Consider the following 16,481-nt stretch of genomic DNA (forward strand, 5'->3'; position numbering starts at 1 on the left):
TCCGGATGGCCGGTCACGGCTGTGACCTTGGAATCGTCAGACTTTCCGAGAGAGGCAGCGATGACCGTTCTGAGTACGCCGGCGGCTCCGGCCGGGTGGCTGCGAGCCATGTGGGCCGCCGCACACGAACCTGTTGCGGGTGTTCCCCGCTGGGCGCGGATCGCCGCGCTGGCCGTCCCGTTCACCGTGCTGCCTTCCGGGCTGTGGCGGATCGCGGCCTTCACCTTCCATCTTCCGATCGTCAGCGGTCGCCTGAGGCAGGGGGACACGAACGGCGACCTTCCGTCCTGGGTGCCCCTTGAGGTGTACGTGGTGCTGCTCTCGATCGTGTCGGAGCTGGTGGCCTTCACCGCGATCGGGTTGATAGCCCGCTGGGGCGAGGTGTTCCCCCGCTGGATACCGGGCCTGCGCGGCCGCCGCGTCCCGACCATGGCCGCCGTGATCCCCGCCGCCGTCGGCGCCGCGATCCTCACGGTGCTGTGGACGGTCACCGTCGTGAACTGCGTGGTCTTCCAGGAGACGATCCAGGGGCGCCCGCTGGAGAACGACGCCCCCATCGGTTTCCATGACTGGAAGGGTGTGCTCGGCGTCGTCGCCTACGCGCCGCTGGTGCTGTGGGGGCCGCTGCTCGCCGCCGTCACCGTCGCCTACTACCGGCGCCGCACGCGCTTGGTTCGAGCCGCCACCTGACTCCGGAGACGTCCCCGGCAGGGGACACGGGCGTCGCTTGTCGCGTACCCGGCGAACGTTCCCGGACGACCGGCGACCACTGAGCCGCACGGCTTCCCCATTGACGGTCTAGGCGCGGGTGCAGACGATCGTCGTGCGGCTGCCGCCTTCGGTGTGCACGATGCGGACGGTGCCATTGGAGCGGGTGACCTTCAGGCTCTCCCCGGAGGACCCAGAGGGTCCGGTGGGCGGCTGCCACGAGAACACGCGAGCCGTTTCTGAGGGCACCTTCGCCGGTACGCCGTGCACCACTGCCTGCCCTCCTCCGAAGAACTCGCCAACGTGGATGTGCAGTTTCCCGTCTATCAGCGCCCACCCTCCCATCGGGGTTTCGTCGCGTTGCTCGACACGGAGTCTCCACGTCGACTCGTCGACCCGTGCCGTCCCGCTGATCTGATCGCCGCCTGCCATGGTCACCTGGATCTTCCATTCACCCCGGACGAACGCGGCCACCGCTTTCGCTGCGGGACCGTTCGATCTCGCGCCGCTTCCGCTCGGACCGGTACGATCGTCCCCGGTCCTGCCGCCCCGGCCGGTATCGCCGCCACCGTGGGCTTCGCCGCCGGCCCCATCGCCGTTACAGGCTGCGAGGACACTTGCTCCGACGCCTATCATCAAATAGCGCAGCGTCGTTCGCCGTCCCATGACCTTAGCCACAGTCCGGACGTCTCGCACCGTCATTGGATGACCCCCGAAAATCGTATGAACAATGGACGCTGAGCGAGTTGCCGACTACGCAGAAACGCCATATTTTTCTACATTCTTGGAAGTGTCGATCAAGATATAATGCCATTCATTGTGACAGTGGACCAGGCGGTCCATTCAGACTATCTCATGATCTGGTCCGTCCGCGCAAACCCCGGCCGCCGCGGTTGTGTGCAATGGGCCGGCTCAACGCCGTCCGACCTGGTGGTGAATGGTCCGGCAAGGTGAATGGTGGGGACGGCGCAACGGCCGCCGGCCGGACACAGGGGCTACCGGAGAGTACGGTTGGCGCAACCCCCTGGGCTTGGAGGATCGCATGGCGCAGTTGACCGAGATGGTTCCCCCCGCGGCGGCGGGCGCCGTACTCCGTGGCGTGTTCGCGTTGCCGGCGCCGGTCAAGCGGCTGATCGTGGGAGCACCGGTGAGGCGGGACGGGCAGGAGCTGGCGCTGGACGCGCAGCTGCTGATCCTGATGTCGCGGCTGGAAGGCAGGAACCTGACGGCGGACACGGTGGAGAAGTCGCGCGACGGGCTCGCGCGGGCGAAGGTGCTCATGGGCCGGGTGCCCGCGCGTCCGGTGAAGACCCGCGAGGTGACGATCCCGGACGCCATCGCGGGGCGGCTCTACACCCCCAAGGGGCTCGCGGACGGGTCGCCACTGCTCGTCTTCTACCACGGCGGCGGCTGGGTCATCGGCGACATCGAGACGCACGACACGGTGTGCCGGTATCTCGCCGTGCACGCCGAGGTCCGGGTCCTGTCGGTGGGGTACCGGCTCGCCCCCGAGCACCGGTATCCGGCGGCGGCGGACGATGCCATGACCGCCTACGAGTACGCGGTGAAGAACGCCGCGGAGCTGGGCGCCGACGCCGGGGCCGTCGCGGTCGGCGGGGACAGCGCGGGCGGCAATCTCGCGGCGGTCGTGGGGCTCCTCGCGGAACGCAAGCCGGACTTCGCGCTGCTGTTCTACCCGGCGACCGACCTGACGGGCCGGCGGCGTTCGCGGGAGCTGTTCGCGGACGGGTTCTACCTCACCGACGCCGACATGACGTGGTTCAGCGACCACTACTGCCCTGAGGAGCGCCGGAAGGAGCCCGCCGCGTCGCCGCTGCTGGCCGACGATCTGGCCGGGTTCCCGCCGACCTACCTCGTGACCGCCGGGTTCGACCCGCTGCGCGACGAGGGGGAGGAGTTCGCGAAGCGGCTCGAGAAGGCCGGGGTGCGGGTCGCTCTGCGACGGCAGGAGGACCTCATCCACGGGTTCGCGAACATGTGGCCGCTGGGCGGACGGTTCCAGGAGGCGATGTCGGAGGCGGCGGGCGCGCTGCGCACCGCCCTGGCCCTGAACGCCAAGCCCTGACCCGCCGCAGTGAGCACACGGGCCCGGCCCCTGGTGAGGCCGGGCCCGTGTGCAGACCAGGTCAGAGGGGCAGGCCCGTGAAGACCATGACTTTTTCCTCGGTGTAGTCGGCCATCGCCGACTGGAGGCCCTCGCGGCCGACGCCGGAGTCCTTCACGCCGCCGTACGGCATCTGGTCGGCGCGGTAGGACGGGACGTCGCCGATCACCACGCCGCCGACGTCGAGTTCGCGGTGGGCACGGAACGCGATGTCGAGGTTGCGGGTGAAGACGCCGGCCTGGAGGCCGAACTTGGAGTCGTTGACGAGGTCGAACGCCTCGTCGACGCCGTCCACCGGCTGGACGAACATGACCGGCCCGAAGACCTCCTCGCTGGAGATCTTGGTGCCGGCGGGGACGCCGGCGAGGACGGTCGGGGCGTAGGCGGCGCCTTCGCGGGTGCCGCCGGTCAGGATCCTGGCGCCCGCCGAGACGGCCTCGTCCACCCAGGACTCGACGCGTTCGGCGGCGTCCTGGCTGACGAGCGGGCCGACCTGGGTCTTGTCGTCCCACGGGTCGCCGGTGACGAGGGAGGCGACGGTGTCGACGAGCTTCGGCACGAACTCGTCGTACACGGAGCGGTCGACGTAGACGCGCTGGACGGCGATGCAGCTCTGCCCGGCCTGGTAGTTGGAGAACAGCCCGATGCGCTTGGCGGCCCAGTCGAGGTCGGCGTCCGGGAGGACGACGGCCGCGCCGTTGCCGCCGAGTTCGAGGGTGACGTGCTTGCGGGGCGCCTGATCGTTGATTGCCCAGCCGACGGGGACGGACCCGGTGAACGACACGATCGGCAGCCGCGGGTCGTCGACGAGCGCGGACGCCCGGTCGTTCGGCACGGGCAGGATCGAGAACATCCCGGCGGGCAGGCCGGTCTCGGCGAGGAGTTCTCCCAGCAGCAGCGCCGACAGCGGCGTCGCCGGGGCGGGCTTGAGGACGATCGGGGTGCCCGCCGCGATCGCCGGGGCGATCTTGTGGGCGGCGAGGTTCAGCGGGAAGTTGAACGGCGAGATGCCGAGCACCGGGCCCCTCGGGACGCGGGTGATGTAGGCCATCCGGCCCTCGGCGGCGGGGTCGGTGTCGAGCCGCTGCGTGGTGGCGCTGAAGCGGCGGGCCTCCTCGGCGGCGAACCGGAACGTGGAGATCGCGCGGGTCACCTCGCCGCGCGCCCACAGCAGCGGCTTGCCGTTCTCGCCGGTGATCAGGCGGGCGATCTCCTCGGCGCGTTCGGCGATCCGCGCGGACACGTGCGCGAGCGCCTCGGCCCGCACGTGCAGCGGCAGCGCGGCGGCGTCCCTGCGGAGGGCGTCCGCGGCCGCGATCGCCTCCTCCACCTGCGCCGGCGTCGGCACGGCCGCCTTCCCGACCACGCGGCCGTCGTAGGGATGCGTAACGGTCAGCTCACCGTCACCGGTCTCGGGCCGGCCGGCCAGCCAGAATGGGGTCACGTTCATGCGTTCACGCTACCTACGGCGCGGCCGAATGCGAGTCGCCATTCTGTCCAATCCCGTCGTCTTGAGTGGACGTGACGGCGAGCGCGATCCACAGTTCGGCGCGGACGGCCGGGTCGTCGGGGTCGGCTCCCAGAACCTCGGCGGCCTTGCGCATCCGCGACCGCAGTGTGTGCCGGTGCACGCCGAGCGCCCGAGCCGCCGCTTCGCCCTGCCCGTTGGCCGCCACATAGGCCCGGACGGTGCCGACCAGATCTTCGTCGCGCAGCGGTGCCAGGAGTGTGTCGGCGAAGGCATGCGCCAGTTCCGGGTCGATCAGCCCGAGGACGCCCTGGCCGGGGAGCGCGGAGTGGTGCAGGACGTCCCGCCCCGACCGCACGGCCGCCGCCAGAGCCTCCCCGGCCTGCCGCAGCGCGCCCGCCAGTTCGCCGGAGGCCGCGTCGCTGACGCCGATCGGGCCGGTGCCCGCGAGCAACGACTCGATCGTCCCGCCCACCTCGTCCGGGACGATGACGGCGATGTACCCGTCCAGGGGCAGCGCCAGGCACCGTCCTCCGGCGGGATCGGACTCCAGGACGTCCAGCACGGCGGCGCCGCCCGCGCAGGCCAGCACCCGGACCGGCCCGCGCGGCACCGCCGGGCCGTCGCCCGGACGTCCCAGCAGCAGCGCCGCGAGTGAGGCCCGCAGGTCGCGGCCGGTGCGCGGCGTCTCCGACTGCAGGGTCAGCAGCGCGACGGCCGCCCCGACGATCGTGTGCGCGACATGGGGGAGCGGCGTCCCGGTTCCGACGGCGAGGAATCCGCGCGGCCGCCCGCCCAGCCCGATCCGCTGCACGACGATGTGCTCGCCCGGCAGCGAGAGCGCCATGCTCGCGGACGGGACGTCCGCGCTCCGCGACCTCGGAGGCCTGCGGAGGCGGGCCAGCTCGGGCGACAGCGCCTCGGCGCGGCCGGCGGCGGTGGCGGGTTCGGCGTGCTGGACGGTTCCGGACGGGTCGAGCAGCAGCGCCCAGCCGCCGAGCAGCCTGCCCAGCCGGGTGACCAGCGCGCCCGGCCCGGTGAGCGCGGCGCGGCTCAGTTCCCGCTGGGCCTGGAACGCGCGGGTCACGTCCTCGTACCATTCGGCGGCCAGCATCCGGGACACCGCCTTGCCGATGGCGATGAACGGGGTGGGGCGCGGCACCTCCAGCAGGACGAGCCCCTGGTCGCGTGCCGCCGCGAGCAGCTCGTCCGGGACGGTCTCGTGGATGACGCCGATCGCGAACCCGAGCCCGGCGACACCGCGTCCGACCAGCCGGGACACATAGCCGGCGGCGTTCGCCGGCGTCAGCCGCATGCCGGTGGTGAGGACGAGTTCACCGCCCTCGAGGAACGGGGTCGGGTCCTCCAGTTCGCTGACCGCGACCCACACGACGGTCATGTCGGGGAGCGGGCCGGTGAGCGGCCGCAGGCCGAGCTGGGGGAGCGCGGCCACGGAGGCCAGAGTGGGCGGCATCGCAATCCTTGTGCAAAGTGTCCATCTCGCGGGGCGCATTTCGCCGCCCCGTACGGTTCATGGTAGGCGGCGCCCGGCTTATGTTCAGGCCATGACCAGCGAGGATTTCGGCGGTTCGAGCCGCCTGCCGCAGGAACGCCGCGTCGTGACCGAGATCCCCGGCCCGCGCTCCCGGGAGCTGCAGAAGCGCCGCGTCGCGGCGGTGCCGCCGGGTGTCGGCAGCGTGCTCCCGGTGTACGTGACCGACGCGGACGGCGGGGTGGTCGTCGACGCGGACGGCAACTCGCTGATCGACTTCGGCTCGGGCATCGCGGTCACCGGCGTCGGCAACGCCAACCCGCGGGTCGCCGCCCGGGTGAAGGCGCAGGCGGACCGGTTCACCCACACCTGCTTCATGGTCGCGCCGTACGAGTCGTACGTCGAGGTGTGCGAGAACCTCAACCGGATCACGCCCGGCGACCACGAGAAGCGGTCGTTCCTGGTCAACAGCGGCGCCGAGGCCGTGGAGAACGCGGTCAAGATCGCCCGGTACGCGACGGGCCGGCAGGCGGTCGTGGTGTTCGACCACGGCTACCACGGCCGGACGCTGCTGACGATGACGCTGACCGCGAAGAACATGCCGTACAAGCACGGGTTCGGCCCGTACGCGCCCGAGGTGTACCGGGCGCCGGCCGCCTACCCGTACCGCTGGCCGACCGGCCCGGACGACTGCGGGCCCGAGGCCGCCGCGCAGGCCGTCGACCAGATCACCAAGCAGATCGGCGCGACGAACGTCGCGGCGGTGCTGATCGAGCCGATCCAGGGCGAGGGCGGGTTCATCGAGCCCGCGCCGGGGTTCCTGCCCGCGATCGCCGAGTTCTGCCGCGCCAACGGCATCCTGTTCATCGCCGACGAGGTGCAGACGGGCTTCGCCCGGACGGGCGACATGTTCGCCTGCGAGCACGAGGGGATCGTCCCCGACCTCGTCGCCACCGCGAAGGGCATCGCCGGGGGGCTGCCGCTCGCCGCCGTCACCGGACGCGCCGACATCATGGACAAGGTGCACGCCGGCGGCCTCGGCGGCACCTACGGCGGCAACCCCCTCGCCTGCGAGGCGGCGCTCGCCGTCCTGGAGGAGATCGAGGACGGCAAGCTCACCCAGCGCGCCCGCCGCATCGGCGAGATCATGCTGCCTCGGCTCAGGGCGCTCGCGGAGCGGCACCCGGCGATCGGGGACGTGCGCGGACGCGGCGCGATGATCGCGGTGGAGCTGGTGCGGCCGGGTACCAAGGACCCCGACCCCGACGCGACCGCGCAGGTGGCACGCCGCTGCCACGAGCGGGGCCTGCTCGTCCTGACCACCGGGACGTACGGGAACGTGCTGCGCTTCCTGCCACCGCTCGTGATCTCCGAGGACCTCCTCACCGAGGGACTCGACGTCCTCGACGAGGCTTTCGCGGGTTGACGGCCGGGCCGGGCCGCCCGCCACCGGAACGGGCCGGCCTCCCGCCGGGGAGGCCGGCCCGTCATCATCCGCCCCGCCGGGGGCGGGTCAGCGCGGTTGGAGGGACGCGCCGTACAGGCCGGCGAGGATGTCGTAGGAGCGCAGCCGGTCGCCGTGGTCGAAGACCTGTGTGACGACCATGACCTCGTCCGCGGCCGTCCGCTCGATCAGCGCGTCCATCTCCTTCTGGACGGTCTCCGGGCCGCCCACCACCTGGTCCGCCAGCCGCGAGTCGATCATCTGACGTTCCAGCGGCGTGTACGGGTGGGACGCGGTCTCCTCGGGGGTCGGCAGCGGCCCCGGACGGCCCTGCCGCAGCCGCAGGAACCCCAGCGCCTGAGGCTGCGCCAGCTCGTGGGCCCGCTCGTCGGACTCCGCGGCGGTGACCGAGACGCCGATCATCGAGTACGGCTCGTCCAGCGCGCCGGGACGGAACGAGTCGCGGTACAGCTTCAGCGCGGGGACGGTGTTCTCGGCGCTGAAGTGGTGCGCGAACGCGAACGGCAGCCCCAGCAGCCCGGCGAGCCGGGCGCTGTAGCCGCTGGACCCGAGCAGCCAGACCGGCGGCTCGTTCCCGGCGGCGGGCGTCACCTTGCTGTCCGCGCCGAAGTAGGAGCGCAGCTCGATGACCTGCTCGGGGAAGTCGTCCACCGACAGGGCGTCCGGGGAGCGCCGCAGCGCCCGCGCGGTGGCCTGGTCGGTGCCGGGGGCGCGGCCGAGGCCGAGGTCGATGCGCCCCGGGTACAGCGCCTCCAGCGTCCCGAACTGCTCGGCGACCACCATCGGCGCGTGGTTCGGCAGCATGACCCCGCCGGACCCGACCCGCATCGCCGACGTCGCCGCCGCGACCTGCCCGATCAGCACGGCGGTCGCGGAGCTGGCGATCCCGGGCATCGCATGATGCTCGGCCAGCCAGTACCGGTGGAAGCCGAGCCGCTCGGTGTGCCGGGCCAGGTCGAGGGTGTTGCGCAGCGCCTGGCCGGACGTGGAGCCGCTGACGACGGGCGCGAGGTCGAGGACGGAGAAGGGCACGCTCATAACGTGCCCTAACCCGCCGGGCATCCGTCCTCTTCCCGCTCAGCCCGCCAGGGTCATGAGGACGGGGACGGCGACGACGGCGATCGCGACGGGGACGGTGATGCTGATCCACGACCAGTTCACCAGTGTGCGGGCCCGCGCGGGATCTTCGGGGAACACGGTTTCGGCCTTGGTGTACAGGAGGGCGGCCACCACCATGAGCGGCAGGAACGCGAACATCGTGAGGACGCCGAGGACGAACGCGGCGGCCTGCCCGGTTCTGGTGTAGGTCCCGTCCGGGCCGATGCCGAACGCGGGACGGGAGGCGGTGGCGGGGACGGAGGCGGCGGAGACTGCTTCGGTCATGGAGCGCACCGATCACTAGAGGTGTGACACGGATCATACGATTCGTGATCGGTGCGCGCGAGGGGCCGGCCGCCACTTTTTGGACGGCCGGCCCAATACCAGGGTCAGCGCAGCCGCAGCCCCAGCAGGATGGGGTCGTGGTCGGACGAGCGGAACGCGTCCGGCCGGTAGAACCCGGGCGGGTTGAATTCGGTGTTGTAGTCCAGGAACACCGGCTCGTCGCTGTTGACGTGCCAGATCGTCGTACCGGTCACCTGCTGCGACAGGGACTTCCCGGCGAGGGCGTGGTCGAGTTCGCCCGACTGCCCGTCGAACACGTAGCTGTACCGCCGGTCGGGGCGGACGAACCGCTTGGTCTGGCTGACGAGACCGCCGCCGGTCAGCACCTCGACCGGGTCCTCGGCCGCGTAGGAGTTGAGGTCGCCGATGACGAGCGGGTTCTGCGACCCGTCCGCGATCTCGCCGATCGCCTCGGCCTGGGCGACGCGGCGGGCGTTGTAGCAGCCCTGGCCGTCGCCCTGGTCCTCGTCGGGGCCGTCGGCGCCGCTGCAGCCCTTCGACTTGAAGTGGTTCACGATCATCGTGAACGGCGTCCTGCCCGAGGCGGGCCTGAAGGTCTGCACGAGCGGCGGGCGGTCGAAGACGGGGTCCTGCGACGACCGCGGCGCACCGACCGGCGCGACCTTCGCCGGCTTGTAGATGAGCGCGACCTGGATCGCGTCCGTCCCGGGGTGGGGGTGCTTCACCCACGTGTACGTCCCGGCGCCGGCGGCCTGGTTGAGCCGGTCGACCAGGGCCTTCACGGCGGTGTCGCCGTTGTTCTCGACCTCCATGAGCCCGACGGCGTCGGCGTCCAGCCCCCTGAGCGCGGCGATCAGCTTGGTGAGCTGCCGCTCCTGCTCCTCCGCCGTGTCCGCGCCGCGCTCGCCCAGCGTCGTGAACCAGTTGAGGGCGTTGAAGGCGGCGACGCGCACGTTGCCGCCGACGTGCCGGGGCCTGCCCGGCCGCCGGTTGGTGTTCGCGAAATGTGCCTTCCTGGTCGGCTGCAGGCGGTATTCGCCGAATCCGTAGCCGAGGACGCCGGTCAGCCCGTGCGCCGAGTCGCCGATCCGCAGGACGCGCGGGTCGGTGTACGGGATCGTGTCCGGGTTCTGGACGTTCGACCCGTCATCGACGAGGAGTTTCCGCGCGTCGGTCTCCGCCTGGGTGGAGCCGTGCCCGTCGGTCGGCTGGAAGAGGCGGCCGCCGGCCGCCACGGTCACCTCGCCGTACCGCCCGAGCGTGTAGGTCTCGGTCGCGGTGAGCCGCTGCCCGAACCGCAGCAGCATTCCCTCGTACCGCTCCGGTTCCGCTCCGTCCGCCAGCGGGAGCCGGACGCGGGACGGGGCGACGCGGCCCTTCCCGCACACGTCCACGGCCGACACCGGCGACAGTTCGGTGAGCCCGTTGTACTCGACGGCCTTGCCGGTCACGAGGACGCGGTCGCCCTCCGCGACCTCCGCGGCCGAGTAGACGAACAGACCGTCGGAGGTCCTCGGGTCCGTGTCGGGGGTGGGGTCCTGGATGAAGAAGCCTTTGAGCTGGTCGGACCGCTGGAAGTCCGCGGTGACGACGCCCTCGACGCGGACGGTCCGCCCGCTGACGGGGCTGGTGCCGCCGCTGCCCTGGACCTCGGCGATCTGGTGGTCGGCGGGGGTGCCGCAGGTGGACGGCTCCGCCGCCGCGGCCGTCTGGACGCCGCCGGCGAGCCCGGCGGTCAGGACGGTCGCGAGTGCTGCTGCTGTTCGGCGCATGGCCGGAGACTAGAGCCGCGGCTTTCCCGATCCCCGAACCGTTAATGAAGACTCCATCAATTTGCAATGGATTGTCGGAATCGAGGGTGTCCCATGGCCGGGCCATGACGAAACACCGTCCGGCCCGCCCTCGATAGTCTCCGCAGAAGGCATCGCGCAGAAGGAGAGCCGTGACCGAGTCGCCGGTCGGATCCGAGTACGCCCGCACCCGCGACATCGTCGCCGCCGCCGTCGTCCTCCTCGTCCTCACCGCCGTGCTGGTGATCGTCCTCATCCAGGTGTGGCCGCCCGCCCCGAAGGTCTCCCCCGACGGCCGCACCGAGATCCCCGCGCGGACCACGACCGTCGAGCTGCTCGGGTGGTCGCCCACGCTGTCCCGCGAGACGAGCCTGTTCGTGATCGTCATGGCGGCCGGCGCACTCGGCTCGGTCGTGCACGTCCTGCGGTCGTTCTACTGGTACGTCGGCAACCGCGCGCTGCGCCGGAGCTGGCTGGTGATGTACCTGCTGCTGCCGTTCGTCGGGGCGCTGCTCGGGCTGATCGTCTACCTCGTGCTGCGCGGCGGCCTGACCTCGCCGGCGGGCGGCGCGTCCGACATCAACCCGTACGGCGTCACCGCCATCGCGGCGCTCGTCGGGCTGTTCTCCCGCGAGACGTCGGAGAAGCTCCGCAGCGTCTTCTCCACCCTGCTCGCCTACGCGCCGCCCGGCCGCGACCAGGTGCTCGCGGCCCGGATCACCGTGGTCGAGCCCGCGAGCGGCCCGGTCGGCACCACCGTCGCCGTCCACGGCACCGGCCTCGGCTCCGTGACCGCCGTCCGCTTCGGCGCCGCCGAGTCGCGCATCTCCGACGCGGCGGACACCCTCATCCGGACGGCCGTCCCGCCGGGCGCCACCACGGGCCCGCCGGTGGTGATCACCCCGGCCGGTCCCGTCGCCGCCCCGGAGCCCTTCACCGTCGAATGACCCCGCCACCGGCCTGCCTCTGATCTACTTCGCGTCCTGCCAGTGGGGATGCCAGGCGTCATAGGCGGCGCCGGGGAACACGCGGGGCAGCTCGGACGTCGGCAGCCGGCCGAGTTCGGCGCCCGTGCGCGCGACGCCGAACTGCCGCTCGGTCACGTAGGCGGTGCGGTCCAGGCTCTTCGGGCCGGCGACCAGGCACGTGTAGCGGGGGCCGGGCAGGTCCTCGTCGGGGATGGCGGCGCCGATCGCGAGGCTGTTGGACACCGCCACCCAGCTCCCGAGGCCCACGACCTGCCGCTCGGCGCCCTGGTCCTCCCAGCGGTGCTCCAGGATCGGCTTGGAGAAGATCGGGACGAGCAGATGCGACACCCCGCACGCCTGCAGCTCGCGTTCCCAGCCGGTCGACCGGCCGAGGTCCTCGCAGATCAGCACCGCGAGCCGGCCGAGCGAGGAGTCGAGCACGCCGATCCGCGTGCCGGGCCGGGCGTACTCCACGGCCGTGCCGCCGGGCGGCGCGTCCGGCAGCCGCCACAGCTTCATCTGCCCCGGGTCGAGCGTGAAGCCCGCCAGCTTGTCCTGGACGAGGAGCTCCTGGCCCGTCCAGCGGTCCAGGAGGACGGCGCGGTTCGGCGGCGGGTCCTCGCCGCCGAGCGGGCCGCTGCCGAGCAGCAGGAACCGCAGCGGACGGTGGTCCCGGTCGCGTCCGGCGGTGTCGAACGCGACCTCCTTCCAGTGCTCCAGCAGCGCGTCCGACAGCGACGCCTCCGGCATCACGGCGAGCTGCGCGCCGGACTCGTCCAGCCGCCGGACGATCGCCTTGATGCGGCTGCGGATCCCGGACGAGTCCATCGGGCACAGCCGGTAGACGGTCATCCCGTTCTGTTCCTCGAACTCGATGTCCAGGTCGTCGAACGTCTCCAGGACCGGCGCACAGCCGACCGTGACAGGTTCGTCCCGGCTGAAGTGCGGGTCGTTCACCGCGGGCAGGACGGTGTGGTCGATCCGCTCCCACTCCGCCTGGGAGACGCGGTGGACGCCGAAGAACTCCTCCTTGGACCGCATCCCGCGCGGCCGGCCGGGGAACGCGCACCTGGGCAGCAGCGCGCCCGTCGTCGCCGGGCCGTTCAGCCTCCCCTCGGTCAGGTAGTTGACCAGGACCCCGGCCAGCGCGGGAGCGTCGTGGTACGGCGCGTACGGGCTCGCGTGGGCCAGCGCGATGTCGAGTCCGAGCAGGATCGTGAACCGCCCGAGGTCGCCGCGCATGGCGACGATCCGCGCGGTCTCGGCGGGATCGAGGACACCGCGCTCCAGCACGCCGTCGGCGATCTCCCCGGCCTTGCGCCGCACCCGCTCCTCGGCGTACCAGCGCGTGGCCGTCCAGCTCCGGAAGGCGTCGTCCGGCATCGAGTCGTAGAGCTGGACGAAGAGATCAGCTGGTTCGGCCGGATACACGGCTGCAGCCAACTGATCCGTCATAAGCGCCCCCGGGGGATTGACACGCACGGTTACGGGTGGTGGATCGATGCTAACTCCCCCGCACTCCGCATTCAGTGTCCTCCGCTACAGAACCTGGATCCGCATCACTTGACATTCACTTGGCAAAGCCGCACTCTGGATCTGTCCGGCGGTGCCCGTCGACCCGGGAGTGTGACCATGAGCGCAACGACCGACTCCGTCCGTGACCGCCGGACGGAGGTCCGGCGCCTCATCGACGCGATGGAACACGCCAAGATCATCAGCGACGGCCACTTCAGCGCGCTCGGCATGCTCATCACCGACGCGTCGCTGAGCGCGGACGAGCCCGCCCTGGTCGAATGCCAGGACGGGCTGCAGTGGCTGCACCGCCACTACCTGGACGTCGGCGCCCTGGACGGCCCGCAGCGCGAGCAGCGCGGCCGCATCCTCGGTCTGATCGACGTCGTCCACTGGGCGCTGAAGCGGCTCCCGTCCGGCCTCCAGCTCGCGCTGCAGCCCGACGGCCACGCCGCTCGTTTCATGCTCGCCGTGTCCCGCCGCCAGGGGATGTCCAACCGGCAGCTCGCCGCCGAACTCGGCACCGACGAGACCGAGATCAGCCGCGTGGGCCGCAAGCTGCTGTCGGCGGGCGTCGTGTGGCGCCGCAAGGAGTGGCGGCAGAACGCGTGGGACCTCACGCCCCGGGGCCGCAACTACCTGGAGACGTCCGGCCTCCTGCCCGCGGACGCCGGGGCGGACGCCGACGACGGCCCCGGCCGGCGCGCCGAGCCCGCCCGCGCGGCCGAGACCATCTCGCGCTCACCGGACACCGTCCCGCGCCACACGGACACCAGCCGCCCGACCCGCCCGGCCCGGTCGGGCGAACCCCCGCGTCCCGCCCACGGCTAGGGCGCCGGGCCGCGACGCCGTGGCCGGCGGGTGCGGCGCCGGACGGCCAGCGGCACGGTGAGGAAGATCACGGCGGCGGTCACGGCGAAGGCGGCCGGGTAGCCGGTGTGGGCGGCGGCGACGCCGAACGCGACGCCGCCGATGCCCATGCCGCCGTCGTAGCCGATGTTCCAGAGCGCGCTGACCGTCCCGTAACCGGAGGCGGGCGCCCGTTCGTACATCAACGCCAGGCTCGCGTTCTGCGTCACCCCGAACCCGGCGCCGAACAGGATCATCGAGGCGAACACGGCGGCCGGGGCCGGTACGAGGACCAGCAGCGCGATCCCGGCCGCCGAGAGGATGACGGCGGGCGCCAGCAGGCGCGCGGCGCCGTGCCGGTCCCCGGCGCGTCCCGCCCGCCAGCGGGTGAACGTCGTGGCGGCCGGCTGGACGAACAGCGCCGCCGCCGCGACGCCCCCGGCCGGTACCGCCTCCGGCAGGAACGTGATCAGCACGCCCGCCGCCATCGCGGTCGCGGCGAACGCGACCGCCGGACGCACCAGCCCCGGCGACCGCAGCCCCGCCACGATCCCGAAGCTCCGCCGCCCGGACGTGGACGCGAGGTGGCGCGGCAGGCCGGGCAGCGCGGCCAGGGCGGCGAGCGAGACCACCGAGGCCGCGATGAACACGGCCGGGTAGCCGACCTGTCCGGCGAGCCACACCCCGAGCGGGAGCGCGAGCACCGCCGGCAGCCCGGTGGTGAGCCCGAAGACGCCGAGTGCCTCGCCCCGGCGCGCCGCGGGGGCGAGCGCGGCCACCAGCGCGTTCGGTACCACCACGGCGACTCCGAAGCCGACGCCGCGCACCAGGCTCACCACGATGATCGTCGCCATGTCCGACGAGGCGAGCAGCGCGAGCGGCGGAAGGCCGAGAAGCAGCAGGCCGGCCGCGAGAACCGGCACGTACCCGAACCGGATGAGCAGGCGGGGGAGGGCCAGTTCGGCGAGCACCGTCGTCAGCATCAGCGAGCCCGTCGCGACGCCCGCGCCGGCGCGGCCCGCCCCGCCGTCCACCGCGTACATCGGGACGACCGACAGCAGCAGGAAGACTCCGGCCAGGCTCGTGAAGGTCGCCGCGAACACCAGTGCCAGGTGCCGTCCGACCAGGGGCGGACGGGCGCCGCGGGCGTCCCTCGCGCGCTGAGATGACTCGCTCATGCCGACGACGTTAGGAGACCGGCCGCACCGCCCGGTTATTGAGTTCGTTGCTAATAACGGCGCCCGAGCATGTGAGGAGACTTCATTCCGCGCGTCAGGCCGGTGGGACACAGTCGTCAGCATTCGGATCCCCGGCCCACCCCGGAGCGAGAATGCGTCTTCGTAGCCTGTTCACCACCGCGGTCGTGAGCGCGGCGCTCGCCGTGCCCGCGGTCGCCGCGCCGCAGGCGATCGCCGCACCCCGGGACGCGGCACCGCCGGGCTGTGACGCCACCGACGCCGAGATCTACGCGGCGCCGCCCGCCGCGGTGCCGGGAAACCCGGGTGACCTGCTCGCCTGCCGGCCGGTGAAGCTGACGAACATCCCGGGCGACGTCCCGATGCAGGCGTGGAAGGTCCGGTACGTCTCGACGGACGCCAAGGGCGCAAAGAACGTGGTGACGGGGACGGTCGCGATCCCCGACGCCCCCTGGACGGGAGACGGATCCCGCCCGACCGTCGCGTTCAACCCCGGAACGCTCGGCTCCGGCCTCCAGTGCGCGTTCTCCAGGCAGCTCGCCGGACAGTACGTCGACATGTACGAGGGCGGGAACCTGCAGCTGTTCCTGCACGCCGGCTACGCGGTCGCCGCGACCGACGGCGTCGGGTACCTGAACGGGCAGGTCCACACGTACATGGTGGGCGCCAACGCCGGGCACGCGCTGCTGGACGCCGTCCGGGCGTCCCGCGGGATCCCGGGCGGGACGCTCAAGGCGGACGGCGACGTCGGCATCTCCGGCTACTCCGAGGGCGGCGCCGCCGCGCTGTGGGGCGCGCAGCTCGCCGCGTCCTACGCCCCGGAGCTGAACGTGGTCGGCGCGGCGGCGGGCGGCGTGCCCGGCGACCTGAAGGTGACGGCGAAGCAGCTGAACGGCAGCCTGTTCGCGGGCTTCCTCGCCGACGCGCTCGTCGGGCTGAACGCCGCCTACCCGGAGATGCCGTTCACCGAGCTGATGAACGACACGGGCGAGAAGGCCATCCGGGACGTGAAATCCCACTGCCTGTTCGGGACGCTCGCGGTGTTCCTCGGCGCGAAGGTCGAGAACTTCTCCGACGACGGGCTGACGCTGGAGCAGATCTACGCGCTGAAGGGCCCCGGCGGCGTGACGTGGGGCGAGCTCGTCGACCGGCAGCGCCTCGGCGTCGGCATCGGCACCCCCTCCTCGGACGCCAAGTACAAGATCGGCTTCCCGGTGTTCCAGTACCGGGGCTGGCTGGAGGAGATCATCCCGCACGAGACCGAGGACGCCACGCGGCAGCGCTACTGCGACGCCGGCATCAACACGACGTGGAAGAACAACTACCCGACCGAGCACCTGAGCACCGACTGGGGTGCGGCCGGGGACGTGACGAACTTCCTCGGTGACCGGTTCGCAGGCAAGCCCGCCGAGGGCAACTGCTGACCGATACCCCCGCCCGCGGGCCGGGCCGCCGGGACGACCGGTGGCCCGGACCCCGTGCCGGGGCCTCCCCGCAACCGAAC

14 protein-coding genes are annotated in these 16,481 nt (G+C 72.2%); 6 read left to right on the forward strand and 8 right to left on the reverse strand.

The window, feature by feature from the left end; all coding sequences use genetic code 11:
• The first annotated feature begins 60 nt into the window (after window positions 1-60).
• Window positions 61-690: a hypothetical protein gene (locus ACGFIS_RS30080; protein ID WP_392906154.1), complete on the forward strand. Its 630-nt coding sequence runs from the start codon at window positions 61-63 to the stop codon at window positions 688-690.
• A gap of 108 nt (window positions 691-798) precedes the next feature.
• Here the strand turns inward: ACGFIS_RS30080 and ACGFIS_RS30085 are convergent, their stop codons facing one another.
• Window positions 799-1,182 carry a hypothetical protein gene (locus ACGFIS_RS30085; protein WP_392906152.1) on the reverse strand — a complete coding sequence of 128 codons (384 nt, stop codon included), beginning with the start codon at window positions 1,180-1,182 and terminating at the stop codon, window positions 799-801.
• A 568-nt stretch (window positions 1,183-1,750) separates the two neighbouring features.
• On the opposite strand from ACGFIS_RS30085, the gene ACGFIS_RS30090 reads away from it, so the two are divergent.
• Window positions 1,751-2,794 carry an alpha/beta hydrolase gene (locus tag ACGFIS_RS30090; RefSeq protein WP_392906150.1) on the forward strand — a complete coding sequence of 348 codons (1,044 nt, stop codon included), beginning with the start codon at window positions 1,751-1,753 and terminating at the stop codon, window positions 2,792-2,794.
• A gap of 61 nt (window positions 2,795-2,855) precedes the next feature.
• Here ACGFIS_RS30090 and ACGFIS_RS30095 read toward each other — a convergent pair whose 3' ends face one another.
• Both ACGFIS_RS30095 and ACGFIS_RS30100 read right to left on the reverse strand, forming a co-directional pair.
• Window positions 2,856-4,283: an aldehyde dehydrogenase family protein gene (locus ACGFIS_RS30095; protein ID WP_392906148.1), complete on the reverse strand. Its 1,428-nt coding sequence runs from the start codon at window positions 4,281-4,283 to the stop codon at window positions 2,856-2,858.
• A gap of 13 nt (window positions 4,284-4,296) precedes the next feature.
• Entirely contained in the window at window positions 4,297-5,775 is a 1,479-nt protein-coding gene (locus ACGFIS_RS30100) for a PucR family transcriptional regulator (RefSeq protein WP_392906146.1), read from the reverse strand.
• Window positions 5,776-5,866: 91 nt separating this feature from the next.
• On the opposite strand from ACGFIS_RS30100, the gene gabT reads away from it, so the two are divergent.
• A complete protein-coding gene (gene gabT / locus ACGFIS_RS30105) occupies window positions 5,867-7,219 on the forward strand; it encodes a 4-aminobutyrate--2-oxoglutarate transaminase (protein ID WP_392906145.1) in 1,353 nt (450 codons plus the stop codon).
• Window positions 7,220-7,306: 87 nt separating this feature from the next.
• Here gabT and ACGFIS_RS30110 read toward each other — a convergent pair whose 3' ends face one another.
• The 3 genes from ACGFIS_RS30110 to ACGFIS_RS30120 all read right to left on the reverse strand — a co-directional run bounded on the left by ACGFIS_RS30110 (window position 7,307) and on the right by ACGFIS_RS30120 (window position 10,434).
• Window positions 7,307-8,296, reverse strand: coding sequence for an LLM class flavin-dependent oxidoreductase (locus tag ACGFIS_RS30110; RefSeq protein ID WP_392906144.1), 990 nt, complete (start codon window positions 8,294-8,296; stop codon window positions 7,307-7,309).
• Between the two features lie 39 nt (window positions 8,297-8,335).
• Window positions 8,336-8,641 (reverse strand): hypothetical protein, encoded by a 306-nt coding sequence (locus ACGFIS_RS30115; RefSeq protein WP_392906143.1) that lies wholly within the window; start codon window positions 8,639-8,641, stop codon window positions 8,336-8,338.
• Between the two features lie 104 nt (window positions 8,642-8,745).
• Complete coding sequence (locus ACGFIS_RS30120) at window positions 8,746-10,434, reverse strand: ExeM/NucH family extracellular endonuclease (protein WP_392973320.1); 1,689 nt, start codon at window positions 10,432-10,434, stop codon at window positions 8,746-8,748.
• A gap of 170 nt (window positions 10,435-10,604) precedes the next feature.
• Here ACGFIS_RS30120 and ACGFIS_RS30125 point away from each other — a divergent pair, with 170 nt between their 5' ends.
• Entirely contained in the window at window positions 10,605-11,399 is a 795-nt protein-coding gene (locus ACGFIS_RS30125; protein WP_392906141.1) for an IPT/TIG domain-containing protein, read from the forward strand.
• Between the two features lie 24 nt (window positions 11,400-11,423).
• On the opposite strand, the gene ACGFIS_RS30130 is transcribed toward ACGFIS_RS30125, so the two are convergent.
• Window positions 11,424-12,863, reverse strand: coding sequence for a hypothetical protein (locus tag ACGFIS_RS30130; RefSeq protein WP_392906140.1), 1,440 nt, complete (start codon window positions 12,861-12,863; stop codon window positions 11,424-11,426).
• A 189-nt stretch (window positions 12,864-13,052) separates the two neighbouring features.
• Here ACGFIS_RS30130 and ACGFIS_RS30135 point away from each other — a divergent pair, with 189 nt between their 5' ends.
• Entirely contained in the window at window positions 13,053-13,763 is a 711-nt protein-coding gene (locus tag ACGFIS_RS30135; RefSeq protein ID WP_392906139.1) for a hypothetical protein, read from the forward strand.
• Here ACGFIS_RS30135 and ACGFIS_RS30140 read toward each other — a convergent pair.
• Window positions 13,760-14,959 (reverse strand): MFS transporter, encoded by a 1,200-nt coding sequence (locus tag ACGFIS_RS30140; protein WP_392906138.1) that lies wholly within the window; start codon window positions 14,957-14,959, stop codon window positions 13,760-13,762. The two genes, ACGFIS_RS30135 and ACGFIS_RS30140, sit on opposite strands and share 4 nt — an antisense overlap.
• A 152-nt stretch (window positions 14,960-15,111) precedes the next feature.
• Between ACGFIS_RS30140 and ACGFIS_RS30145 the strand changes: the two genes are divergently transcribed.
• Window positions 15,112-16,401, forward strand: coding sequence for a lipase family protein (locus ACGFIS_RS30145; protein WP_392973322.1), 1,290 nt, complete (start codon window positions 15,112-15,114; stop codon window positions 16,399-16,401).
• The last annotated feature ends 80 nt before the right edge of the window (window positions 16,402-16,481 follow it).

It is taken from the genome of Spirillospora sp. NPDC048824 (assembly GCF_043198455.1).
In the GTDB taxonomy this organism is placed as follows: Bacteria; Actinomycetota; Actinomycetes; order Streptosporangiales; family Streptosporangiaceae; genus Spirillospora.